The sequence below is a fragment of the Bacillus sp. FSL M8-0350 genome, from assembly GCF_038593345.1.
Taxonomy (GTDB): domain Bacteria; phylum Bacillota; class Bacilli; order Bacillales; family Bacillaceae; genus Bacillus; species Bacillus safensis.
In genome coordinates this window covers 2,846,434-2,869,856 of the sequence record NZ_CP151985.1, presented here as the reverse complement: position 1 = coordinate 2,869,856, position 23,423 = coordinate 2,846,434, and the positions used below count along the sequence as shown (strand labels likewise).

Annotated in this window: 31 protein-coding genes; 18 read left to right on the top strand and 13 right to left on the bottom strand. The window is 41.9% G+C overall.

Annotated elements, in window-relative coordinates:
- Positions 1-11 precede the first annotated feature (11 nt).
- From menB to menC, 3 genes are all read left to right on the top strand, one after another.
- Complete coding sequence (menB, locus tag NSS80_RS15000; RefSeq protein WP_024424937.1) at positions 12-830, top strand: 1,4-dihydroxy-2-naphthoyl-CoA synthase; 819 nt, start codon at positions 12-14, stop codon at positions 828-830.
- Positions 831-901: 71 nt separating this feature from the next.
- On the top strand, positions 902-2,362 hold the full coding sequence (locus NSS80_RS14995) for an o-succinylbenzoate--CoA ligase (protein WP_135032646.1): 1,461 nt from the start codon (positions 902-904) through the stop codon (positions 2,360-2,362).
- Positions 2,349-3,473 (top strand): o-succinylbenzoate synthase, encoded by a 1,125-nt coding sequence (gene menC / locus NSS80_RS14990; RefSeq protein WP_024425781.1) that lies wholly within the window; start codon positions 2,349-2,351, stop codon positions 3,471-3,473. The genes NSS80_RS14995 and menC overlap by 14 nt, the downstream gene beginning before the upstream one ends.
- A gap of 106 nt (positions 3,474-3,579) precedes the next feature.
- Here menC and NSS80_RS14985 read toward each other — a convergent pair whose 3' ends face one another.
- The 4 genes from NSS80_RS14985 to NSS80_RS14970 all read right to left on the bottom strand — a co-directional run bounded on the left by NSS80_RS14985 (position 3,580) and on the right by NSS80_RS14970 (position 6,424).
- On the bottom strand, positions 3,580-3,771 hold the full coding sequence (locus NSS80_RS14985; RefSeq protein ID WP_024424934.1) for a hypothetical protein: 192 nt from the start codon (positions 3,769-3,771) through the stop codon (positions 3,580-3,582).
- 25 nt (positions 3,772-3,796) lie between these two features.
- A complete protein-coding gene (locus NSS80_RS14980; protein ID WP_008360682.1) occupies positions 3,797-3,955 on the bottom strand; it encodes a DUF1540 domain-containing protein in 159 nt (52 codons plus the stop codon).
- Positions 3,956-4,023: 68 nt separating this feature from the next.
- Positions 4,024-5,070 carry a cytochrome d ubiquinol oxidase subunit II gene (locus NSS80_RS14975; protein WP_169510868.1) on the bottom strand — a complete coding sequence of 349 codons (1,047 nt, stop codon included), beginning with the start codon at positions 5,068-5,070 and terminating at the stop codon, positions 4,024-4,026.
- A gap of 22 nt (positions 5,071-5,092) precedes the next feature.
- On the bottom strand, positions 5,093-6,424 hold the full coding sequence (locus NSS80_RS14970) for a cytochrome ubiquinol oxidase subunit I (RefSeq protein WP_041116879.1): 1,332 nt from the start codon (positions 6,422-6,424) through the stop codon (positions 5,093-5,095).
- Between the two features lie 176 nt (positions 6,425-6,600).
- On the opposite strand from NSS80_RS14970, the gene NSS80_RS14965 reads away from it, so the two are divergent.
- On the top strand, positions 6,601-6,843 hold the full coding sequence (locus tag NSS80_RS14965) for a type B 50S ribosomal protein L31 (protein WP_024424931.1): 243 nt from the start codon (positions 6,601-6,603) through the stop codon (positions 6,841-6,843).
- Positions 6,844-6,921: 78 nt separating this feature from the next.
- Here the strand turns inward: NSS80_RS14965 and NSS80_RS14960 are convergent, their stop codons facing one another.
- Positions 6,922-7,905, bottom strand: coding sequence for a zinc ABC transporter substrate-binding protein (locus tag NSS80_RS14960; protein ID WP_041116881.1), 984 nt, complete (start codon positions 7,903-7,905; stop codon positions 6,922-6,924).
- Positions 7,906-8,119: 214 nt separating this feature from the next.
- Here NSS80_RS14960 and NSS80_RS14955 point away from each other — a divergent pair, with 214 nt between their 5' ends.
- Entirely contained in the window at positions 8,120-8,686 is a 567-nt protein-coding gene (locus NSS80_RS14955; protein WP_024424929.1) for a carbonic anhydrase, read from the top strand.
- Between the two features lies 1 nt (position 8,687).
- On the opposite strand, the gene yidD is transcribed toward NSS80_RS14955, so the two are convergent.
- Positions 8,688-8,912 (bottom strand): membrane protein insertion efficiency factor YidD, encoded by a 225-nt coding sequence (gene yidD, locus NSS80_RS14950; RefSeq protein ID WP_024424928.1) that lies wholly within the window; start codon positions 8,910-8,912, stop codon positions 8,688-8,690.
- Positions 8,913-9,038: 126 nt separating this feature from the next.
- On the opposite strand from yidD, the gene NSS80_RS14945 reads away from it, so the two are divergent.
- Together NSS80_RS14945 and NSS80_RS14940 are read left to right on the top strand one after the other, a co-directional pair.
- On the top strand, positions 9,039-9,512 hold the full coding sequence (locus NSS80_RS14945; RefSeq protein WP_003217624.1) for an S-ribosylhomocysteine lyase: 474 nt from the start codon (positions 9,039-9,041) through the stop codon (positions 9,510-9,512).
- Between the two features lie 118 nt (positions 9,513-9,630).
- Entirely contained in the window at positions 9,631-10,068 is a 438-nt protein-coding gene (locus tag NSS80_RS14940) for a FixH family protein (RefSeq protein ID WP_041116883.1), read from the top strand.
- An 8-nt stretch (positions 10,069-10,076) separates the two neighbouring features.
- Here the strand turns inward: NSS80_RS14940 and ytzI are convergent, their stop codons facing one another.
- Positions 10,077-10,223: a YtzI protein gene (ytzI, locus tag NSS80_RS14935; RefSeq protein ID WP_003217544.1), complete on the bottom strand. Its 147-nt coding sequence runs from the start codon at positions 10,221-10,223 to the stop codon at positions 10,077-10,079.
- A 131-nt stretch (positions 10,224-10,354) separates the two neighbouring features.
- On the opposite strand from ytzI, the gene NSS80_RS14930 reads away from it, so the two are divergent.
- The 4 genes from NSS80_RS14930 to NSS80_RS14915 all read left to right on the top strand — a co-directional run bounded on the left by NSS80_RS14930 (position 10,355) and on the right by NSS80_RS14915 (position 12,022).
- Complete coding sequence (locus NSS80_RS14930; protein WP_024424926.1) at positions 10,355-10,792, top strand: Dps family protein; 438 nt, start codon at positions 10,355-10,357, stop codon at positions 10,790-10,792.
- Positions 10,793-10,918: 126 nt separating this feature from the next.
- Entirely contained in the window at positions 10,919-11,110 is a 192-nt protein-coding gene (locus NSS80_RS14925; RefSeq protein ID WP_024424925.1) for a hypothetical protein, read from the top strand.
- 155 nt (positions 11,111-11,265) lie between these two features.
- The gene (locus NSS80_RS14920; protein ID WP_034279395.1) at positions 11,266-11,670 is read left to right on the top strand and encodes a phage holin family protein; all 405 of its coding nucleotides are present in this window, start codon (positions 11,266-11,268) and stop codon (positions 11,668-11,670) included.
- 43 nt (positions 11,671-11,713) lie between these two features.
- Positions 11,714-12,022, top strand: coding sequence for a hypothetical protein (locus NSS80_RS14915; RefSeq protein WP_024425787.1), 309 nt, complete (start codon positions 11,714-11,716; stop codon positions 12,020-12,022).
- Positions 12,023-12,050: 28 nt separating this feature from the next.
- Here NSS80_RS14915 and NSS80_RS14910 read toward each other — a convergent pair whose 3' ends face one another.
- Together NSS80_RS14910 and NSS80_RS14905 are read right to left on the bottom strand one after the other, a co-directional pair.
- Positions 12,051-12,836: an AIM24 family protein gene (locus tag NSS80_RS14910; protein ID WP_024424922.1), complete on the bottom strand. Its 786-nt coding sequence runs from the start codon at positions 12,834-12,836 to the stop codon at positions 12,051-12,053.
- Between the two features lie 22 nt (positions 12,837-12,858).
- Positions 12,859-13,470 carry a TerD family protein gene (locus NSS80_RS14905; protein ID WP_025093665.1) on the bottom strand — a complete coding sequence of 204 codons (612 nt, stop codon included), beginning with the start codon at positions 13,468-13,470 and terminating at the stop codon, positions 12,859-12,861.
- Between the two features lie 248 nt (positions 13,471-13,718).
- On the opposite strand from NSS80_RS14905, the gene ytkD reads away from it, so the two are divergent.
- On the top strand, positions 13,719-14,195 hold the full coding sequence (ytkD, locus tag NSS80_RS14900; protein WP_025093666.1) for an RNA deprotection pyrophosphohydrolase: 477 nt from the start codon (positions 13,719-13,721) through the stop codon (positions 14,193-14,195).
- A gap of 60 nt (positions 14,196-14,255) precedes the next feature.
- Here the strand turns inward: ytkD and NSS80_RS14895 are convergent.
- The 4 genes from NSS80_RS14895 to NSS80_RS14880 all read right to left on the bottom strand — a co-directional run bounded on the left by NSS80_RS14895 (position 14,256) and on the right by NSS80_RS14880 (position 18,086).
- Positions 14,256-15,406, bottom strand: a protein-coding gene (locus tag NSS80_RS14895) for an IS3 family transposase (RefSeq protein ID WP_342498336.1) whose coding sequence is annotated in 2 segments (ribosomal slippage) — positions 14,256-15,133 and positions 15,133-15,406 — 1,152 coding nt in all. Because the reading frame shifts where the segments join, the coding sequence is not laid out codon by codon here.
- A 111-nt stretch (positions 15,407-15,517) separates the two neighbouring features.
- Positions 15,518-16,312: an ABC transporter permease gene (locus tag NSS80_RS14890; RefSeq protein ID WP_024424919.1), complete on the bottom strand. Its 795-nt coding sequence runs from the start codon at positions 16,310-16,312 to the stop codon at positions 15,518-15,520.
- Positions 16,299-17,069, bottom strand: a complete 771-nt coding sequence (locus tag NSS80_RS14885) for an ABC transporter ATP-binding protein (protein ID WP_024426225.1) — start codon at positions 17,067-17,069, stop codon at positions 16,299-16,301. The genes NSS80_RS14890 and NSS80_RS14885 overlap by 14 nt, the downstream gene beginning before the upstream one ends.
- A 15-nt stretch (positions 17,070-17,084) precedes the next feature.
- Complete coding sequence (locus NSS80_RS14880) at positions 17,085-18,086, bottom strand: ABC transporter substrate-binding protein (protein ID WP_024426224.1); 1,002 nt, start codon at positions 18,084-18,086, stop codon at positions 17,085-17,087.
- A gap of 174 nt (positions 18,087-18,260) precedes the next feature.
- On the opposite strand from NSS80_RS14880, the gene NSS80_RS14875 reads away from it, so the two are divergent.
- The 6 genes from NSS80_RS14875 to NSS80_RS14850 are packed head-to-tail and all read left to right on the top strand — an operon-like array spanning position 18,261 to position 23,397.
- Positions 18,261-18,989 carry a carotenoid biosynthesis protein gene (locus NSS80_RS14875; RefSeq protein WP_041114913.1) on the top strand — a complete coding sequence of 243 codons (729 nt, stop codon included), beginning with the start codon at positions 18,261-18,263 and terminating at the stop codon, positions 18,987-18,989.
- Positions 18,958-19,704, top strand: a complete 747-nt coding sequence (locus tag NSS80_RS14870) for a lysophospholipid acyltransferase family protein (protein WP_041114915.1) — start codon at positions 18,958-18,960, stop codon at positions 19,702-19,704. The genes NSS80_RS14875 and NSS80_RS14870 overlap by 32 nt, the downstream gene beginning before the upstream one ends.
- Positions 19,689-20,816, top strand: coding sequence for a glycosyltransferase (locus NSS80_RS14865; protein ID WP_041114917.1), 1,128 nt, complete (start codon positions 19,689-19,691; stop codon positions 20,814-20,816). The genes NSS80_RS14870 and NSS80_RS14865 overlap by 16 nt, the downstream gene beginning before the upstream one ends.
- Positions 20,813-22,294, top strand: a complete 1,482-nt coding sequence (gene crtI, locus NSS80_RS14860; protein ID WP_041114918.1) for a phytoene desaturase family protein — start codon at positions 20,813-20,815, stop codon at positions 22,292-22,294. The genes NSS80_RS14865 and crtI overlap by 4 nt, the downstream gene beginning before the upstream one ends.
- 26 nt (positions 22,295-22,320) lie before the next feature.
- On the top strand, positions 22,321-23,115 hold the full coding sequence (locus NSS80_RS14855) for a prolyl oligopeptidase family serine peptidase (protein ID WP_041107366.1): 795 nt from the start codon (positions 22,321-22,323) through the stop codon (positions 23,113-23,115).
- A 39-nt stretch (positions 23,116-23,154) separates the two neighbouring features.
- Complete coding sequence (locus NSS80_RS14850) at positions 23,155-23,397, top strand: DUF2584 domain-containing protein (protein ID WP_041114920.1); 243 nt, start codon at positions 23,155-23,157, stop codon at positions 23,395-23,397.
- Positions 23,398-23,423: the final 26 nt, after the last annotated feature.

The following is a 23,423-nucleotide window of genomic DNA, read 5'->3' as shown; positions in this document are numbered from 1 at the left end:
AGGAAATATTGATGGCTATTGAATGGCAAACTGAGCGTCAGTATGACGAAATTTTATATGAAACGTACAATGGGATCGCAAAGATTACGATTAATCGTCCGCACGTACATAACGCGTTTACCCCGAAGACTGTTAGTGAATTAATTGATGCATTTTCACGGGCTCGTGATAATTCAGAAGTTGGTGTGATCGTACTTGCAGGTGCTGGCGGAAAAGCATTCTGTTCTGGTGGAGACCAAAAAGTTCGCGGCCATGGCGGTTATGTAGGAGACGATCAAATTCCACGTCTAAATGTATTAGACTTGCAGCGTTTGATTCGTGTCATTCCAAAACCAGTTATCGCAATGGTAGCAGGTTACGCGATTGGCGGAGGCCACGTTCTTCACGTTGTGTGTGACCTGACAATTGCAGCAGATAATGCAATTTTTGGACAAACAGGTCCAAAAGTAGGCAGCTTTGATGCTGGTTATGGTTCAGGCTACCTTGCACGTATTGTTGGTCATAAGAAAGCAAGAGAAATCTGGTACTTATGCCGTCAATACAATGCACAAGAAGCACTTGATATGGGACTTGTTAACACAGTTGTCCCATTAGATCAGCTTGAAGAGGAAACGGTGAAGTGGTGTGAGGAGATGCTAGAGAAGAGCCCGACTGCTTTACGATTCTTGAAGGCTGCATTTAACGCAGATACGGATGGATTAGCTGGAATTCAGCAATTTGCAGGAGATGCGACACTTCTTTATTACACAACAGATGAAGCAAAAGAAGGACGCGATTCCTTTAAGGAAAAACGCAAGCCGGACTTCGGCCAGTTCCCGCGTTTCCCTTGATTCAATGATATCAATGAACAACAGCTTAGTGCATCAGACTAAGCTGTTTTCTTTTACAAAAAGGAGGTGTCATGATGAAGCAACCTAATTGGCTGCTGCACCGTGCCTATTTAACGCCAGATCGAGTCGCACTCATTTATCAAGAGAAAGAGTGGACATTTCACGAATTAGCTCAAGAAGCGGAAGAGCTTTCAAATAGACTTGCTCAGGCATCATTGAAAAAAGGGGAAACGGTTGCGCTTTTGATGAACAATCATCCTCAAATGGTGATGCTTGTACATGCCTGTTTTTTATTAGGGTTAAAAATTGTGCTATTGAATAATAAGCTGACAAAAGCTGAAAGGCGCTATCAGCTAGAAGATGCAAAAGCCGCGGCGTTATTAACAGAATCTAGTTATGCAAGCGATCATGAGGGTGATTTACCCGTTTATACAATGGAAACTTTACCTGAACCAGGGCAAGGCCATGTCAACAAGATCGAGAGTGAATTTGATTTGAATGAAACAGCGACCATCATGTATACATCTGGGACAACAGGACGTCCAAAAGGGGTAGAGCAAACGTTTGGTAATCATTTTCATAGTGCTGTTTCCTCTGCACTGAATCTGGGTCTCAGAGAGGATGACCGCTGGCTCATTGCCCTGCCTCTTTTTCATATTAGCGGCTTATCTGCTTTATTTAAGTCTGTGATATATGGAATGACAGTCGTGCTTCATCAGAAGTTTGACGTCGATGAAGTAAAGGATTCTATTGAACGGCATCGTGTAACGATGATTTCTGTTGTGCAGACGATGTTATCTCGTTTGTTAAGCAGATTGGCAGAATGTCCGTCTTCTTTGCGCTGTCTTTTATTAGGGGGAGGACCTGCGCCTTATGCGATGCTTCAAGAAAGCAAAGAGAAGGGCTTTCCTGTCTTTCAATCGTACGGGATGACGGAAACCTGTTCACAAATTGTGACCCTTGCGCCCGAATTTAGTGTAGAGAAGATTGGGTCAGCGGGAAAACCTCTTTTTGGGTGTGAGCTGAAAATTCAAGATGGAGATCGCATTTGCCGTCCTTTTGAGCATGGCGAAATTATGGTGAAAGGTGCAAATGTGATGAAAGGTTACCTTTACCGTGAAGAAGCGACCGCGGCTGCCTTTGATGAGGGCTGGCTGAAAACGGGTGATATTGGCTATGTGGATGAGGAAGGGTTCTTATTTGTGCTTGACCGCCGTTCAGATTTAATTATTTCTGGCGGAGAAAATATTTATCCTGCGGAAATTGAAGCGGTTCTGCTAACACATCCGCATGTCAAGGAAGCCGGAGTAACGGGTATGTATGATGATAGATGGGGAGAGGTACCTGCTGCTTTCCTTGTAACAGATGATAAGATACCGGAGAATGAGCTCTATGCTTTATGTGAGTCGCATTTAGCCAAATATAAATGGCCCGCCGCTTTTCACTTTGTGGACGAGCTGCCAAGAAATGCGTCGAATAAATTGCAAAGGCACAGACTCAGATCAAAGGGGTTTTCAAATGATTCAAATTGAACGAGTAATTTTATATCATGTCACGATGAAGCTTAAACAGCCATTTACAACAAGTCTTGGAACCATTTCAGAGCGTGAGTTTATTATTGTTGAAGTCAAAGATCAGACAGGATTGACTGGATGGGGAGAAGTCTCTGCTTTTTCTTCTCCGTGGTATACAGAAGAAACAATTGAGACTTGCTATCATATGCTGAGAGCTTTCTTTATCCCGAACGTGCTGACGCGCACCTTTACACATCCTTCAGAAATCCCTGACAGTCTGTATCATTTTAAAGGCAATAGGATGGCGAAAGCAGGCATTGAAGCGGCTGTTTGGGATATTTATGCGAAGCGTGAGAATAAGTCTTTACGCGATGTATTAGGCGGTACAAAAGATAAAATACCATCTGGCGTTGTGGCGGGGTTAGGCCCTATTGACGATATGCTTGAGCAAATTCAGCAATTTGTTGACCAAGGATATCAGCGGGTGAAGGTGAAAATTAAACCAGGACAAGATATTGGACTTCTTCAAAAGATCAGAGAGTCTTTTCCTGATCTGCCATTAATGGCAGATGCAAACTCTGCATATGAATTAAAAGATATCAGCAAGCTTAAGCAGCTGGACGATATTCGTTTATTAATGATTGAACAGCCTTTAGCAGCAGATGATATTGTGGACCACCGCCATTTGCAAAAGCATTTAAAAACGCCGATTTGTTTAGATGAAAGTATTTGTTCTTTAGATGATGCTAGAAAAGCTGTAGAGCTGGGCAGCTGTCAAATTATTAATGTGAAGCCTTCACGAGTTGGCGGATTGACAGAGGCTCTTAAAATTCATACGTTCAGTAAGGAGCATCAAATTCCGTTATGGTGCGGAGGGATGATTGAAACAGGTATTTCCCGAGCGCAGAACGTAGCACTTGCTTCGCTTCCTCAATTTACGATTCCCGGTGATATTTCAGCTTCGTCAAAATTTTGGGAGCAGGATATCATTTTTCCTGAAATTAAGGTTGAAAATGGGTTTATTGAGGTGCCTCGCTCCCCAGGAATGGGCGTGGAGGTTGATTACCAAGCGCTCCGTTCGTTTTCAGATAAAATCGACGTGTTTACAAAACATGATTTTGTGAGATAAAAACGAAGGAATCACCTTTTGCATCCCAAATAGAATCTAGATATAGTGAGAGAAAGTTTTTCCTTCCTGTCTGAACAAAAAAGAAAGAGCGGTGATCCGCTCTTTCTTACTCTTCAACCAGCTCGCTGTCATAAGCAAGCTGTCCGATATACTGATGAATTTCACTTGGCATGTTTGATGCATGTCCATATTCATAATCCCAAAGATTTAAAAAGGAGTGAGCGGCTTGGTGGAATGCGGCTTCATCCGCGTCATGAATTTCGTCAAAAAACGTTTGAAGCAGCCGATCGTGTTTCAAATTGAAGCGCCTCCTTTAATGAGACTTAAAGGTCTTGTGGTTTAAACGTTTTACAATCCGTTTCTTCACTTTTCTCAGCCGTATTTCCTGTGTGGCTGACGACATAGATTGCATCTGCACCACAGCGGTTTCCAGCATTCCAATAGGAACAGTTATTGACTTCACAAAGGATTTTTTGACTCATACAGATGACCTCCTTTTGAGTATGTCTTTCATCTATAATGTAACCGAAATGGGGCTCGTCCATTCATGTTAATCTTCCTGACGAATATAGCGCTTATCCTTCATAAATAATTTCCAGAAGAAATAAAATCCGGGAAACAAGATGATAAACCCTACAATATAGGTGATAAATAATGCCCTAAATGTGACAGGGTCTGTAAATCCAGACATGATTGTAATATCTGGATAAGCCATGTAAGGCAAATGGGCACGCCCATACACATAGCTTGCTAAGAAATATTGAATGGTAATCGCAATGACGGCAAGGCGTGGTCTCCCTTTCCGATGCTTAAATCGGCTGTTTGGTAAAAATAGAGCCAGTCCTGCGAGCAGAAACATTAAGAGAGATACAAGAAGAATAGGAATGTTCTGCATCATTTTTGTGAACAGCCAATTGGCCTCGCTTCGTAATGTCAGCATGATAAAAAAGGCCATCATGAGTGAAAGTGGACCTGTAATGAGCGCCCCTCTTCTATAAATGCTGTAAGCTTCATCTTCATTAGCTACATTAGAGAAATCAGCTAAAAGCAAGGACGAAAGAAAAAGGGTGCTGAAGATGGCAAAGCCGACAAAAGAATAAACATTTGCACTTGTAAAGACCAGTCCAAGATCTAATGAGTAGACGTTGTTCTCCTGAAAGATAAATCCACCATGGGTGATTGGGAGAACCATGATCAGGATGGACGGAATGATAAAGCCGCTGATCCCTGAAATATACGTCACTGCTTTTCGGTATTTCTTAGGCAGTGAATGAGAAAACACGAGAAACCCGCTTCGCAGTGCAAGAAGTAATAATATGATGCTGCCGGGTATTAATAAAACGGTGCCAAGTACAAAGGTCGCACCTGGAAACAGGCTGAACAATGCGACAACGATGGCGACAATAAAGACGTTTGTCACTTCCCATGTTGGAGAAAGGTACTTATTTGCGATATTAGCGGCTTTTGTTTGTTCTCTATTCATATAAATCATCGACCAAAATCCTGCTCCGAAATCCATTGATGCCATCACTGCATAGATAAAAACGAATCCCCATAAGATGGTGATTGCAATGAGCGCATCAGTTGTAACATCCATTTGCATCAAGATCGCTCCTTTTTTAAGATTCTGTTAACCGTAGGTCTTCTTCAATCGTATTTTTTCTAAAGTAGTACGTCAGCACAATAACGGTTGCTATGCCTAAGATGAGATAGACAATGGCAAAAAGGATAAAAAGTGTTCCGATCGAGCCAGATGATGTGACAACCTCGGAGGTTTTGAGCATTCGATAAATGACCCATGGCTGGCGGCCTGTACAAGCAAAGATCCAGCCAAATTCAATAGCCAAAAGACTAAGAGGCCCGCCGAATAAGTAAAGAAAAAGAAGCCACTTCGGAAATTTGTCCCGTTTTAAAATTTTACGGTAAAGCAGGGCTAATACCGCAAATAGAATGAGCACCGATCCAATAATGACCATGCCGTTAAATAATGTGTGTATAAATAAAGGCGGCCACTCGTCACGAGGAAAATCATTTAAGCCTTTGACCACTGTATCAAAGCTATTTCCTGCCAGAAAACTGAGCGCCCAAGGAATTTCGATCGCACCTTTAATTTCCTGCGAATCAGCATCCGTAAAACCACCTATTGCAAGAGGCGCATGTGATTGCGTTTCAAATAAACCTTCAGCTCCAGCCAGCTTTTCAGGCTGATATTCATACAGAAGCTGAGCGGATTCGTGGCCATTTAAGGCTGTTAGAAAGGAGAAAAGTCCTCCTACAATGAGTCCAAGAAAAAGGGCTTTTCGATGAAATGTATAGAGCTTCTCATTTTTTCTCGTTTTGAGCATTTTAAAAGCTGCAACTGAAGCAATCACAAAAGCACCTGTTGTAAAAGCAGACAGCACAACATGTGTAGCAGTTACAGCAAAGCTTGGATTGAAAAAGGCCTTCCAAGGCTCGATATTTGTGATTTCTCCATTCACCATCTGAAAGCCAGCAGGTGTCCCTTCAAAAGCATGTACGTTTGTAATTAGAATCGCTGATGCAGCTGCACCAATGACGATAAAAATAACGGTAATGATGCGCATTGCATTTGATAGGCGATCCGCTGCGTACACATAAATAGACATAAATAATGCTTCTATAAAGAACGCATAAATTTCAATCTGGAATGGCAGTGACATGACCTTTCCGATGACCTCCATAAAACCTGGCCATAAAAGGGCAAGCTGCGTACCAGCAATTGTACCTGTTGGAATGGCGACCCCTAACAGAACAGCCTGTGCTTTTGTCCACCGCTTGGCCATGATGGCATAATGAGGGTCCTTCGTTTTTTGAAAGATGAGTTCAGCTAACAAAATCATTAGCGGGATGCCAACGCCAAGCGAGGCATAAATAATATGAAAGCCCATGGTTGTGCCGAACAGGCTTCTAGCTAAAACGAGATCAGTCAATTTTTTCTCCGCCTTTCTTATCGCTTCTCTTTTTCATGATGCTTATTATTCTCCACCATTTTTAGATTATTCTTCCTGACTAAGAAAGCTTGTTTTTTGACAAGTTGTAAAAGAGGGAGTAGAATATAAATATAAAACGTAACCATTACGTTTTATTAACGAAAGGAGTTTTGACATTGAAAAGAGATATTCATCCAACCTCACATGAAGTTGTATTTATGGACGTAAACAGCGGTTACCGCTTCTTGAGTAGATCAACAAAGACATCAAACGAGACAGTAGAGTGGGAAGATGGGAAAACGTATCCTGTCATTAAAGTAGAAACAAGCTCTGATACGCATCCTTTTTATACAGGGCGCCAAAAATTCGGAGAAAAAGGTGGAAGAGCCGAGCAGTTTAAGAAAAAATATCAAATGTAATCAAAAAAGCACGCCTGATAACGGTGTGCTTTTTTTTGACAGTAAAAAACCCCGGGTGATCAGCCGGGGTTCAAAGCATTAATCATTTAAAGCGGTGTTTAAGGTCTTTAAGTTTTGTTTCATTAAGCTGACGTAGCTTTCGCCGTTTTTGGCATCATCTTCAGTAATGGATTCTAGATTTTTAAGGGTCAAGCTTTTTGCCCCAATTTCACTGCGGATTGTATCTGATACTTTGCTGCTGACGTTGTTTTCAAAAATAACGTATTGAATGTGATGCTTTTCCGCTTTTTGTACAATGTTTTCGAGCTGTTTTTGTGATGGCTCTTCAGAAGCGGATAATCCTAAAACACTGATTTGCTCAATGCCATAGCGCTTTTCCCAATAACCATAAGCTGCGTGAGAAACAAGGATTTCTTTATGTTTCGCTTTAGATAACGTTGTTTTGAATTCTTGATCTAATGATTGCAAATCTTCTTTTAGATGTTCATAGTTTTTTGTGTATTCATCTTTATGATCTGGATCTAATGAGACGAGTGTGTCTTTAATGTTTTTCGCCATTTGCTGCGCATAAACCGGGTCTAACCATGCATGAGGGTCTTTATCTCCGTGATCGTGCCCGTCATGATCATGGTCTTCACCTTCATGGTCATGATCTTCGCCTTCTTCATGTGCATGTTCTTCATTTGTCGATAACAATTTGATGCCTTCGGCTGCTTTGACTGTTTTCACACCTTGGTCTTTTAAAGTGGCAGCAGTTTTGTCTGCGAATGCTTCAGCCCCTGTGCCGCTGTAGATAAAGGCATCACCTTCAGCCATTTCAACCATTGTTTTTGAACTTGGTTCAAAGCTGTGTGCATCTGCATTTGCAGGATACACGCTTTGAGCATGAACGTGAGAGCCGCCAATTTTTTCAGTAAAATCTTGGATTGGGAAGATCGTGGTGTAAATCATTAGTTTCCCGTCTGCCTTACCTTTTGAAGCATTCGTGCCCGCACTGCTTGAGCAAGCGGCAAGACCGATCGCGAATAAAGCAGCTGTTAAAATAAAAAAGATTTTTTTCATGTAGAAAATGTCTCCTCTCAATCTAATAGATAGAAATGATTACGATTTAATGTCCTGAGTTATTGTATCGTAATTATTACGATTTGAAAAGAGGAAAATAAAAAATTTTCGTCAGCAGATGTTTCCTCTAAAAAAATAAGCTGCAAAACGTGACGAAATTTCTTACATTGTGCTATATTTATTTTTAAAAAAAGATAAAGGAATGGACAAACGTATGAAACTTTTAGATGAAATCATCGAATATAATCAACAATTTATTGAAGAAAAGAAATACGAAGAATTTACAACAACAAAGTTTCCACAGAAAAAAGCTGTCATTCTATCGTGTATGGATACAAGACTTGTTGAACTGCTTCCGCGTGCCATGAACATGAAAAATGGTGATATTAAGATTGTTAAAAGTGCTGGGGCGCTTGTTTCTCATCCATTTGGAAGTATTATGCGAAGCATTTTAGTTGCTGTTTACGAATTAAATGCTGACGAGGTATATGTCATTGGGCATCATGATTGCGGGATGAGTAAAATAGACAGCCAGACACTTTTAAATAAAGCCGTTGAGCGCGGTATTCCAGAAAAACGTATTGAAGTACTGGAATACTCAGGAATTGATTTTAAACAGTGGCTCAAAAGCTTTAGTTCAGTCGAAGAGAGCGTGAAGGACAGTGTGTCCGTAGTGAAAAATCACCCGCTTCTTCCATCAGATGTACCTGTACACGGGCTTGTCATTGACCCTGGAACAGGGAAGCTTGACTTAGTTGTCAACGGATATGAAGAAAAGTAAGTTATTTTTCCTTTTTAGGCGGAACAGGATCGATGCCGCCAGGATGAAGCGGATGACATTTCAAAATCCGTTTTATGGTGAGCCAGCCGCCCTTGACCGCGCCATGCGTTTTGATCGCCTCTAGTCCATAGTTTGAGCATGTTGGATAAAACCGGCAGCTTGGCGGTGTAAGAGGGGAAATACATTTTTGATAAAAGCGTATCATGCCGATAAAAATTTGTTTCATAGAGGTTCCTCCTTGTCTGTCTTCCACAGTATAAGAAAAAAGGACAAGGAAGGAAAGTTTTATAAACTAAACTGGTCGGAGAAATATGTTATAATATAGGAAATTGCAATTATAGGAGTGGTGATTATGCCTTCAGTCGAAAGCTTTGAACTTGATCATAATGCTGTAAAAGCGCCATATGTTCGTCATTGCGGCGTTCATAAAGTGGGATCAGATGGGGAAGTAAATAAATTCGATATTCGTTTTTGTCAGCCCAACAAGCAGGCGATGAAACCTGATACGATTCATACATTAGAGCATTTGCTTGCGTTTAATATTAGAACACACTCAGAGAAATATGATCATTTTGATATCATCGATATTTCTCCAATGGGCTGCCAGACAGGCTACTATTTAGTTGTCAGTGGTGCACCAACTCCAAAAGAGATCGTTGAACTTCTTGATGCAACATTCAAGGATGCGGTTGAAGTAACAGAAATTCCTGCTGCAAACGAAGAGCAATGCGGACAAGCGAAGCTTCATGATCTTGAAGGGGCAAAACGTTTAATGCGTTTCTGGCTTTCTCAGGATCAAGAAGAGCTTTTAAAAGTATTTGGTTAATAGAAGGATGAACCGGACATTTAGATGTCCGGTTTTTTATTTGAATTTAAACAGAGATGTCAAAATAGGGGATATTTGTTAAAATGGACATGTCAGTAAAAGAAGGGGGAAACGCAGGATGCGAAAAATGTTGGGAATGATTCTGATGCTCACGTTATTAAGTGCATGTGGAAACTCTGCAGCAAATAGCGGCAAAGGGGAAGTGCCTGAGTTATTAGAAGTAAAGCTCACAGGACCTGAGCAAGTGGAGAAAAATGAAAGCGTTATAGTAAAAGCAGCTGTCACATACGGTGATAGGCCTGTTGATGATGCAGATGATGTTCAATTTGAAGTGTGGAAAGATGGCGACAAGGATAACAGCAAGATGATTCAGCCAAAGAAAGAAAACAAGGGTGTATACGAATTGCACACAGCCTTCAAAAAAGATGGCCTTTATATCATACAAGTCCATGTGACAGCTAAACAGCAGCATAATATGCCAAAAACGAACATCCACGTAGGTGAGGTGAAAAAAGAGAGTTCATCTACTGAAGAAGAAGAAACCTCACATCATTAAAAGCGGATTTATTTTGGATTAGGACGTTGATTTGGTTCTGCATCCTGTGGTGAATCGACTTTATGCTTATATTCATAAGCCTTCGATGTCGTCCACAATGATAAAAAGACAACGATTGAGATAATGATAAAGCTGATAATCCCAAGTAACAGCATCTAACTCCCTCCTTATTTCCATATTAACATATATTTCATGCAGTCAAAATAGAAGAAATTGACGGCAGGTTTCAGTATAATAAGAAAAGGGTATTCTCATACTAAACGCAATTACATAAGGAGGAATAAATATGTCTGAACAATTATTAAACGTCGTCAATAAACAAGTAGCTGATTGGACTGTGCTTTACGTGAAATTACATAACTATCATTGGTATGTAAAGGGGAAAGATTTCTTTACACTCCATGAGAAATTTGAGGAACTATATACAGAAACAGCTACATATATTGATGATTTGGCTGAGCGTATGCTTGCTTTAAATGGACAGCCTGTTGCGACAATGAAAGAGTGCTTAGAAATTTCCAGCATTCAAGAAGCAGAGGGCAAAGAATCAGCGGAGCAAATGGTGAAAAATCTATATGATGATTTCTCCAATATCGCTGAGGAATTAAAGCAAGGAATGGAGCTGGCTGCAGAGGTTGGCGATGAAACTACAGGTGATATGCTGCTTGCGATTCATCAATCCATTGAAAAACACAACTGGATGCTTAAAGCATATTTAGGATAATACACGTATGTGAAAAGAATGTCGGTCATAAATAGACCGACATTCTTTTTTATTGGAATCGGGACAGACAGCCCATTGAAATCATAGGGCTTTCAGCCGAAGAGAAAAGAGAAGGGAGGGAAGTAGATGTCTTCTATTGCAGGAATGATGAGTCAGCAAGTAGCGAGCATTCAAAAGACACTCAATATTAGTTTGTTGAATTCACAGCTTGCTACGAATACAGCACAAGCTATGGTGATGCTGGATCAAGTGCAGCAGCAGCCTCAAGCTGTTCAGCCAAAGGATTCAGATGCTTCATTTATTGATGTCAGAGTCTAAAAAGAGAAGCCGCCTCATGGGGCGGCTTTTTTTGGTTTCATTCGTCTCCCTGAGGACATAACAGCGCCTTTATTTTTTGTCGTCCAAGCTATTGCGAGAATTCGGCATATACTATTGAGGTAAGGAGTTCCACTTTGAAAGGATGTTGATGCCAAGTGAGCAAGGATTTAGGCATCTTTTCGTTGGTTACAGTGAGTTTGTCGGCGATGGGCTTTCTGTTTGGTGGAGCAGGATATTTACTGATGATTTTAGTGACGTTGATGGCTATTGAATTAATTTGTTCAAGCCTAAGAGAATCTTTGACTGGGCAGCTCACAATGAAGCGGTTTTTTACGCGGCTTGTTCGAAAGATCGTGACAGTCTCCTTAATATCGATGGCGCATTTCTTCGATGTCATGCTGAAGACAAATGGGACGATTAAGGATTTAGCGATCATCTTTTATATTATTTATGAATCTTACCAAATCGTCTCGACAGCCAGAGCCCTTGGAGTTCCCATTCCACAGTTGTTTATTGATGTATTGGACATGTTGAAAAATAAATTGCGCAAAAAGCCGTAATTTCCTCATATCTGGTCATACTAAAGGAAAAAGGATGATTCAGATGGCGAGACACACGTACTATGTATCCGTACAAGATGGATCGATATCGCAGCATAGAGATGCAGCGGCTTGGCAATTTCAAATAGAAGCAGATGATGATCAAATTTTGCAGCTGAGAGACTATTTCGATGAACAGTATATGACAGATTGGAAAGGCTTCTTTCGGGCGCATGTTCCGTTTCTTGAATATCATTATGATAGTCCAAATGATGAAATGGATAGAAAAAGAAAAGAGATTTACACAATGATTTATGAGCTCGGCAATGAAGAGACAAGGAGCTTTATTGAGACAAATGGTTTGATGAATTGAAAAAGCATGTAGAGATTCTCTACATGCTTTATTTTCGCGGTTGTAAAATGCCTCCGATCAAATCGCTGATCCCGCCGCCTCTATTTTCTTGCTGTGAATTGGTGAATTCATGAGAGGAGCTCTGGCTTTGAGGTTTGTAGCGATTATCATCTAACCCCACCCGTAAGCCAGATGTGCGCTCAGATGGCTGGATAATGACGATTTGATCTTGTTCCTGGAACTCAAATAAGTAGGATTCGCCAGATGTTTGTCCAATGAAAGTTTTCCAGTTCACATCTAGTTTGACCTTCGGTGCTTTGCCTGTCCAAGCAACAATTGCGTCAGGATCTACACGGCAGGGGGCTTTTAAAATGAGCGGATTTCCATTCGTTTTAATGGCGACTTGCGCTCCGTGCCCTTGATAAGAGAGTTTTGATGTAAACAGTCCTTTCTGTGATAAAATACCAACGCCTACTGGTGTGACGCCGTAATGGCATTCCTCAGTAAAGGCAAGTAAATCTTCACTTTCTACACTTACATGCTGCCAAGGACCGCTTGGCTCAAGATTAATCACTGTTACATGCTCGCTTGCATCCGCCAAGTAGCAAGTACCTTGTCCACTCACTTCCATCATCTCAAGGTTTTCACCTGTGAATTTCCTGCTGATATGGTTAAATACTTGGCTGACCATATTTCCTTTATTCGTTCCAAGTAATCGCTTGCGGTATTGGAAACTTCCTTGATCAGCAATCATGGCGCCTTTTTTGGCAAAAAAGATTCCGCTGCCTTCTGCTTGTAAGGTAAGCTCTTCTATCGTGTTGAAATGAAATCCCATAGGTGCCGGCTCCTTTCCTGCGTCAAGATGTAAATCCGTAGATGCGGCATAAATCATTTAAATCTAGAGTAGTCCCTTGCCCGGTCGCCGTGATTTTCCATTCCGCCTGATCTCTCGTGAGTTCAGCGCATATAATGGATGTACAATACGAATAATCCTCTGTTAACTGATAGGTACAAATCTCTTGCTGCGAGATTTGATCCGTAAGTCGCACGTAGGCATTGGTGACTTGTCCAAAATGATGCTGGCGTTCGTGTGCATCATGTATCGTGGCTGTGACGACAATTTTATGAATATCAGGTGAGACTCTGCTTAATTGCATAATAATCATTTCATTGTCTCGATACCCTCCGCCAAATTGATGATCACCAAGATGACGAACAGCTCCATCTAAGCTTTGCTGCTGGTGATAATAGATCAGATGCTTAGGAGACAACAGCTTGTCCTCTTCATTTAAAAGAAAGACTTGCGTATCTAAATCAATTGGCTGACCCGCCAGGTCCCAGCCAAGCCCGATATGAATTTGGTCGACCGCTGGATTGTCTTTTGTTAAGTCTAACTTTTGCCCTTTCACGAGGTGTTTCTTGATCACCTCATGGGGTGCGTTTTGTTTTGACCCATTTTTTATACTCATGCTGATTTCCTCCTCGTTGTCATAGGACAAACACTGATTCATTTACGTTATATAGGGATAAAAGGTTTCATGATTAAAATTGGGTGAAGTTGGAGATGATAAAAAGGTTTTAGCAACAATACCTCATTTTAGATACAGACGAGTTGGAACCACTCGTTTGTTTCACTTTTGATAAAAATTCTTCAGATAAATGTGATCTGTGGTATGATGTTTTACAAGAAGCAAGGACAGGATATGAGGGATTTCACATGCATGTATTTAAAGACTATTATCATAATACGGTCAAGCTCTCTTTTGAGGAGAAGCCTTTTTCAAGTCATCCTAAGCATGTTTGGGCCATCTGCCGCTACCAAGGGAAATGGCTGCTCACTGAACATGAGGATCGGGGCTATGAGTTTCCAGGAGGGAAAGTTGAGCCGGATGAAGAAGCAGACCAAGCCGCTATACGGGAGATTCAAGAAGAGACGGGTGCTGTTGTTCGTGAATTAACGTATATTGGTCAATATCAGGTGCTGGGCAGAGAAAAGGTCATTGTCAAGAATATTTATTTCGCTGATATTGAAAAGCTAGTGAAGCAAGATACGTATTTTGAAACGAAAGGACCCGTTCTTTTCGCAGACTTGCCAAGATCCATCGCCAAAAATAAGAATTTCAGTTTTATTATGAAAGATGATGTGTTAAGACAAAGTCTTGCTTATTTAGAAAAGAACGGTTTGATTCGTTAAAAAAAGCGCAGGGTGACAATGGGACTGACCCCCGTTTTTGAGACAGGGATCAAAACACCTTTATACAGCCAATTGCCGATAGTTGATCGGTGATTGGTTGTATAGTTTTGTTTGAATACGAATGTTGTTATAATAATAAATGTATTCTTTGACAGTGCGTTCTACGATGGTGGTCGTAGTTCGATCAATACTGTTAAGATAGAATGTTTCAGACTTTAGCGAGGAATGAAACGATTCGATGGAGGCATTATCAGCGGGCGTCCCTTTACGGGACATGCTCATGGTAATGCCTTTTATATGAACAGCTTTCTGATACTCGTAAGATGTATACACAGAACCTTGGTCGCTATGTAACACACAGTTTTCAGGCAGTGCTGGGAGCTGATCAAGTGTGTTTAAAATAAAGTCTGTGTCCTGCTTATCACCAATCGTAAACGCAATCACTTCTCCATTATATAAATCCAATATACTGGAAAGGTACAATTGTTTCTGTCCATAAGGCAAATACGTGATGTCCGTTACTAGTTTTTCAAGAGGGCGATCAGACTGAAAGTTCCGATCCAGTATATTACCAGCCACAGCATAGGGCTGCCCATTTTTCTTACGCTTTTTCATTTTAACCCGGCACTGCCACTGGTTTTTCTGCATGATACGTTGAACAGTTTTATGGTTAATAAGCATTCTCACTTTTAGTAAGGCTGTGATTTTTCGATATCCATATCGATACTTGTGCTCTCGGCACAACGTGCCGATTTGTTCCTCTAGTTGTTTTTTAGAATGATTCTGAGTCAGATCTTTTTTCCATCTATAGTACGAAGCGCGTGAGACGCCTAAATGGACACAAATGTCCTGTACTGTCATTGTTTTGCACAATTCTTCTACTAGTTTGATTGACGTTTCCTTATCAACTTCCTTTCCAATTCGTTGTACTTTTTTAAAACTTCATTCTGTTGACTCAGATAGCGATTTTCTGCCTGCAGTCTCTCTAATTCGGAAGAGTACTCGGGACCCTTTCCATAGGTATATTGTTTTCCAACAGGCTGTTCGAACCGGTGTGTATCCCCAGCCTTATGCCACCTCACCCATGTCTGAACCTGCGTTTTATTTTTGATATTCAATTCCCGCAAGATCTCTTTCATTGATACGCCTGCCAATCTCATTTCTACAGCCTTCTGTTTGACTTCAACCGGATAACTCACTCTTGTCCCCATAGAAAAAACACCTCCATGTTTTATTTCGGATTACAACGATCCGTTTTCAAACTTGAAGGTGTTTTTTATTTGTCTCATCTTATGGGGTCAGTCCCCAATCCCTGTGCTTTTTTATTTTTGAAGAAAACGGCGTTCGAGCCATTCCACAAGCTGGTACATGATGGTCGCAAACACGGCAATAATGAAAAGACTTAAGAACACGAGTGTAAAGTTGAAGACTTGAAAGCCGTAAATGATCATGTAGCCGAGCCCTTTTGAGGAAACAAGAAATTCCCCTACAATAACCCCAACCCAAGAAAGGCCGACATTGACCTTGATGGCAGAAATCATCGTTGGAATACTAGCTGGCAAAATGACCTCGCGAAAGACGACGCTTTTTTTCGCACCAAAGGTTTTCATCACCTTTAAATAATTCTCATCGACCTCTTGAAAGGCTGTATATATGACGATCGTCGTAATGATTACACTAATGATTGCGCCCATGGCAACGATGCTGATCATGCCAGGCCCAAGGGCAACAATTAAAATCGGGGCGAGGGCAACTTTTGGCATGGCATTTAAAATGACTAAATAAGGATCAAGAACGTTTGCCAGGCGGGTGGACCACCATAAGGCGGCAGCGAGCAAAATGCCGCAAAAGGTACCGAGTAGAAATCCGAGCACCGTTTCAAATAATGTAATACTCATATGATTCATTAAAGATCCATCGGATATTTTTTGTACAAACAATTGGCAGACTGCTGATGGTGAACTAAATATCAGTGGATCGATAAGACGAAAATGACTGGCAAGCTCCCAAAGCGAAAAGAAGCTGGCGAAAATAATGAACTGATAGATTCGGGTCATGCGTTTTTCCATTCGGTATTTTTTGCGATAGGCTTCATGCAAAAGGTCACTGTGTTTCAACTGTTTTCAGCTCCTTCCAAATCGTTTGAAAGAGCTCTTGGAAACTCTGGGTCTGTCTTGCATCGAAAGGAGAAAGAGTCCTCAGTTCATCTGGAACGGTAAAAATTCTCTTGATTGAGCCAGGATGCTTAGAGAATAAGAAAATGCGGTCACTCATCGCAATGGCTTCGCCAATGTCATGTGTCACAAGGACCGCTGTTTTTTGATAGTTTTTGAGTGTATGAAAGACGAGATCCTCTAAAGTGAGTTTGGTTTGATAGTCTAGAGCTGAAAAGGGTTCATCTAGTAAAAGCAGACCGGGATTCACTGCAAGCGTTCGGGCGAGAGCCGCACGCTGCCTCATACCGCCTGACAGCTCCTTCGGGTATTTTTCCTCTACATCATGAAGGCCAAGCTTAGGCAGTAAGCCAAGAGCAGCGGAGGTGGCTTCATGTGAATCTTGTTTGGTAATTTTTAACCCGAGAATGATATTTTCCTTGATGGTTTTCCAAGGAAACAAATAATCTTGCTGGAGCATGTAGCCGATTTGATGCTCTTTTTGATTCGGTTCTTTTCCTTCGATTAAAATTCGGCCTTCAGAGGGCGGCGTTATTCCTGCAATGATAGACAGCAGGGTGGTTTTTCCGCAGCCGCTGGGACCAATAAATGAGATGAATTCTCCTTGGTCTATCTCCATATTGATGTGCTGTATGGCCGTTGTTTTTTCTTTTAAAGAGAAGTACGTGTGGGTCACATGGTCAATTTGAAGGAAAGACATGTGCTACCTCCTATTCTATTTGTGTTCTGTGACCTTCTTTGCAATGGATGAATTGACAAGTTGTTTGTACGGGATAAATTTCGGCAATTCATCGCTCTCCTTCATGATTTCCTGCAATTTGTTCCATTCCTCTTCATTCAGAAGGGGATCTGTTGCGTAGGAGTCCTGCTGTTTGTAGCGTTTAATGGCAGTTGATAAAACATCAAGTTCTGTGTCAGGAAAATGAGATTGAATGGTTTTGGCAATCTCCTCCGGCTGCTTGGCTTCTACCCATTTCTGCGCTTTGTAAATGGCGCGAGTGAAGGCTTCAGCTGTTTCTTTGTTTTCCTCTAAGTAACTCTTCTTTGCCATGAAGGTGGTATACGGCACCTTTCCGGAAGCCTCTCCAAAGGAGGCGGTAATGTACCCTTTGCCTTCTTTTTCAATTAAGGATGCTGTCGGTTCGAATAACTGCACAAAATCGCCAGTTCCAGAGGAGAAAGCACCTGAAATGTTGGCAAAATCAATATTTTGAATCATGCGGAGATCCTTTTTTACATCAATGCCTTCCTTTTTCAGGACATATTCACCGACCATTTGCGGCATGCCGCCTTTCCGCTGTCCAAGAAAGTCTTTTCCTTTTAATTGATCCCAAGAGAATTCGCTCACTTTCTCCCTTGAAACAAGAAATGTACCGTCTGTTTGTGTCAGCTGTGCAAAGTTGATGACAGAGTCTTTTGTGTCTTGAGCCTCTACATAGATAGAGGATTCAGATCCGGTCAGGGCGATATCTGCACCGCCGGATAAGAGAGCTGTCATCGTTTTATCACCGCCCCAAGTCGTTTTTAATTCAACCTCTAGCCCTTCTTCTTTGAAGAAATCCTCAGATAAGGCAACATATAGCGGAGCATAAAAAACCGAATGGGTCACCTCGGCTACTTGTACGGTCTGCTCTTGTTCTTTTTTACAGGCGACAAATGGAATAAAGAGCAGGACAACGACGATGAATGCCAGTCTGACTTTGATGGAACGATTCAAGAGTAATTCGCCTCCTTTGTTCTAGATCACTAATTAAAGTATGTCAAAAGGGATTTTTGGTGAGTGCCTAGATGAAAATAAGAAGCGCATTGTTTATTTATAGAACGTGTCTTTTTTTCTATACTAGAAGCATGAATACTTTCTTGAATTTGGCAGAAACAAAGGGGCGGTTTCGTGTATAGAGTGAGTTGGGTATTTCTTGGATGGTATTTAGTAGGACTCATATTAATGGTCTCTTTTGAAGTGCCAGCATGGCTTCAGTTTGCAAATGGCATTTTCCTTGGGCTGTATGCCTGCTGTGTGATAGAAATTGGGCGAAATATTTATGGTTCATGGGGGTTTGTGATCAAAAGGGCAGCTATTGTCGGGGTGCTGACATTTACGGTTGAATGGATAGGGATCACAACCGGTTTTCCTTTCGGGGCCTATGACTATTATCCGACGTTAGGTTTTCTAGTGGCAGGGGTGCCTTTAACCATTGCTTTTGCATGGGTTGGTGTGTTTTTAAACAGCCTTTTTTTATCCAATCAGCAGTCAAAATGGAAACGAGCTGTCGAAACGGGGATATGGATTGTCTTGCTTGACCTCATATTAGACCCAGTAGCGGCTGAACGGAAATTTTGGGTGTGGTATGACGGCGGTGGTTTTTATGGTATTCCTTTTGAGAATTTTGTGAGCTGGGGTATGATTGGAGCAGGACTTTCCTTTCTCTTCCCGCTTGTTCAGGTTGGTCAAAAGGCCCTCAGCTGGACGAGCCGTATTTATCAGGCAATGGTGTTCTTTTTTGGTGTGCTGGCATTAAAGGGCGGGCTCGATGTCATTTTTTATTTAGCGCTAATCATTGTTATTTTGTGTGAAGGAAGGGTTCAATTTGAAAGAAAGCGACAAAAGCCGATCGTTTAGACGTATATTTTCTCTTTATCTTGAGCGGTATTTACTTCATAAACATTTCCGCTGCGTGATGATGAAAGGCGCTGTGGACCCAAACGAGAAGCTGCCTGTTCTTTATCTCGCTAATCATAGCTCCTGGTGGGATGGACTGATCATCTTTCTTTTAACAGAAAAAGCATCTGGGCTCGATCACTATATGATGATGGAGGAGAAACAGCTGAAGCAATATGCCTTTTTCCGAAAGCTTGGAGCGTTTCCGGTTCATAAAGAGAATCTGAAAAGTGTGAAGCAAGCATTAATGATGGCAAAAGAGAACATGCAGGCTGGCAGGGCTGTATGGCTTTTTCCACAGGGGAAAATCATGCATCAGGATGTGCGGCCGCTTGAATTGGAGGGCGGGGCTTCTTTTTTAGTGAGACAATTTGAGCAAGTCGTGGTGAAGCCTGTGACCTTGCATTATACATTTAATCAATTTCAAAAGCCGACAGTATCTGCTGTGTTTGGTGAAGATACCTTTGTATCTGGCGGAGAACTTCGAAGCAAGGACGTGACGCATCTGCTTAGGGATCTCCTTGAAACGCAGTTAAACGCACATCAAGCACAGGTCATCGCTGACCCTGATTTTTCAACCAATCAAGAATTTAGACAGATGACAAGGACAAGTCAATCAACAAGTGATGCGTTTGATTCCTTTAAAAAGTGGGTGAAAACATGGCGGTCTTCTTAATCGTGATCAGTGTACTCTTGCTCTGTCAGTTTATTTTCACCATATGGAATATGAGGCAGCTTCCTGTTTTAAAGCCAGCATCCTTTTCGCCGGGTGAACCTATTTCGTTATCGATTCTGATTCCAGCGAGAAATGAGGAAAAAAGGATAAAAGCCTGTCTTCAGTCGATCGTTGATCAACGTCTTTACCCGAAAGAGCTTATCGTACTTGATGACCATTCGACAGATCAGACAAGAGCGATGGTGGAGCGGTTCGCAGAAACATATCCGTGGATCCGTGTCCAGTCAGGTCAGCCATTACAGCGGGGCTGGCTTGGTAAATCATATGCCTGCTCTCAGCTCGCAGAGGCAGCAGCTTCTGACTGGCTGCTATTTTTAGATGCGGATGTCCGGTTAAAAAAAGGGGCAGTTGAATCAGTATACAAGCAGTTATGTATGCAAAAAACGGGCATGCTGTCAGGTTTTCCAGAACAAAAAACAGGCACATTGTTTGAGCATCTTGTGGTTCCTATGATGATGTTTACCATTGGCTGTCATCTGCCAGTGAAATGGATAAGAAAATCTAAGAACCCCGCTTTTGCCGCAGCACATGGCGGTTTTATTGCCATTGAAAAGAATTGTTATCACGACATTGGCGGGCATAAAGCGATCAAGGATTCACTCGTTGATGATATGGCTTTGGCTAAACGGGTGAAGGAAAAAGGTTTTCCGTTCACACTTGCAAGCATTCATCCATTTGTGTATATGAGAATGTATGAAAGTGGACAAGAGGTTTGGGAAGGTTACCGGAAAAATTTGTTCCCGGGTGTGAATCGAAGCATTCCTCTGTTAAGCACTGTCTTTTGTTTATACACCCTCCTTTATTTGGTTCCTGTCATTTGTTTCATGATCGCATTGTTTCAGCTGGATGTTTTGAGCATATGCTTAGCCATTCTTTGCTATGGGCTGGGTGTGTCGATTAAAGCGGCAATTGATATTGAAAACGGGCGGACATCTGCGATGGCTTTTTTATTGCCGCTCAGTATTTTAAGTCTGATCGCCATTGGCTTTGCTTCTATGAAAATCGGTCTGAAAAAAGAAGGGTATGAATGGAAAGGAAGAAGGTACCAATGAAAAAAGTGATCATCATCGGCGGCGGATTTGGCGGATTATCAGCCGCGATCCGTCTACAGTCACGCGGGGTTCAGGTCACCATTTTAGAAAAAGAAGCGACTTTAGGCGGGAAATTGCAGCGCCATCACGGAGCAGGCTACTCTTTTGATTTAGGACCGAGTACCATTACAATGAAGACATATTTTGAAGAAGTGTTTACAGCCTGTCATAGACGGATGGAGGATTATGTGACCTTTTATCCGATTTCTCCGCTTACCAAAAATTTTTTTCCAGATGGACATACGGTCGAGTTTACGCCGAATATGGAGCAAATGGAATCACAAATTGCTGCATTCAGTCCTGAAGATGCGAAGCAATACCGTGCATTTTTGCAGGAATCAAAGGCGCTTTTTCAAAAGGCAGAGGAGCAGTTTTTAAATCGTCTGTTATTGAGCTGGAAGGATAAGGCGGATTTAAAGCTGATGAAAGCACTTCTCGCTGTCAAACCGTTCACATCCGTTCAGCGCCTGCTGCGTCAATATTTCCGTCACCCCCATACATTGGCGATGTTTGGACGGTATGCTACTTATATTGGCTCCTCTCCCTACGAGGCGCCGGCTATTTTTAATATGATGGCGTATTTAGAAGGGGAGAAAGGGATTTATGGAATACAGGGCGGTACATATCGTTTAGTTGAGGCATTTGAGACACTGGCAAAAGAATTAGGTGTTCAGATTCACCTCAATGAACAAGTGAACAAGATTCATGTGAAGGATCGGCAGGTCAAAGGAGTGGAAACGGATCAGCAGATGTATGAGGCAGATCAAGTCATTGCAGGAGCAGATGCGCTGACCGTATACCGTCATCTCATAGATGAAAAAAACCGTCCTCGTTATTTAAATCAAAAACTGTCTGGCATTGAACCGTCGTTGTCGGGCTTTGTTCTCTTATTAGGTGTACCTAAAGTCTATGAACAGCTGGCCCATCACAATGTGTTTTTCCCTGAGGATTATGAGCAAGAATTCAAGGATATTTTTCAGAAAAAACAGCTGCCTCAAGACCCGGCGCTATACATATGCTATTCAGGTCATTCAGAACCAGCTTTAAGCGGAGGACCGGGAAGAAGCAACCTGTTTGTACTGGCCAATGCACCTTATGTGACAAAAGAGCAAGATTGGGACATGCTAAAGGAGACATATCGTCAGCATGTAAAAAACAAATTAATGGAAAAAGGTCTTTTTGATTTGGATGAGCTTATCGAATATGAAGCGGTTCAAACCCCGCTCGATCTGCAGCAGAAAACGGGGGCATATCGTGGAGCCATTTATGGTATGTCTTCAAACTCGTTCAAACAGGCATTTTTTCGCATCAATAATCAGTCAAAGGACATTGAAGGACTTTGGTTTGTTGGGGGAACAAGTCATCCTGGCGGCGGCACGCCGATGGTGACAAAATCAGGCCAGCTTGTCGCAGAAGCGATGCTGAAGCAATGGACGTAATCAAAGATGAAAAGGAGAGAAATCGAGTGATTGTGGAAAAAAGAAGGTTTCCGTCGCCCCATCCGCATATTCACTTATATACAGTGACCTATGAAGCAGATGGACTTCGGATGAAAGGGCTGCTCGCTGAACCAGCCGGAGAAGGTTTCTACGACGGCTTTTTGTATTTACGAGGCGGCATTAAAAATGTGGGGATGGTCAGACCGGGCCGGATTGTGCAATTTGCCGCGCAGGGCTTTGTCGTCTTTGCTCCCTTTTACCGGGGAAACCAAGGAGGCGAAGGGAACGAAGATTTTGCCGGAGAAGATCGAAAAGATGCGTTCGCTGCCTTTCAACTGTTAAAACAGCACAAAAAAGTGAAGAAGGACCGCATTCATATCTTTGGTTTTTCGCGAGGCGGTATTATGGGCATCTGGACCGCTGTTGAAATGAAACAGGAGGCAGCTTCCTTTGTCACATGGGGAGGCGTCAGTGATATGAAACTGACTTATGAAGAGCGTGTGGATATGAGACGGATGATGAAGCGTGTGATTGGCGGCCCGCCGCATAAGGTGCCAGAGGCATATGAGAACAGAACCCCTTTAAATGATGTGGACAAAATTGAAGCACCTGTCCTTATCATCCACGGAGAAGAGGACCAAAATGTATCGATTGAGCATGCGTATTTGTTAGAAGATGCGCTGCGCCAGCACGGGAAATCCGTGGAGACATGGTATTTCCACGGATACAACCACTATTTCCCGCCGCAGCATAATCGAGAAATTGTGAGAAGGCTGACCACATGGATGCACAGCCGAAAAAGCGGAAATGTGGTAAAATAAGCAGTATAACGAAATATAGAAAGTAGGGGGATTTTCATTATGGGAATGCCTGTTGAATTTAATACAATGATTGTCACAAAGGGAAAAGAGACAAGAATTGAAGAAAATGTATTTGAACTCATGAAGGATGGATACCGCATTTATCCATTAAATATTCCACTTGAGGTGCGCAAAACGAAAGAAGGAGAAAAAACAGGGACAGCACATGTTGAAAAGCTGGAGCTGACAGACAATGTCACGAAGGTGACGTACCGTCTTGTGTCCTTGCATTCAACTAACTAAAAAAGCTGAGGGATTTAATTCTCCTC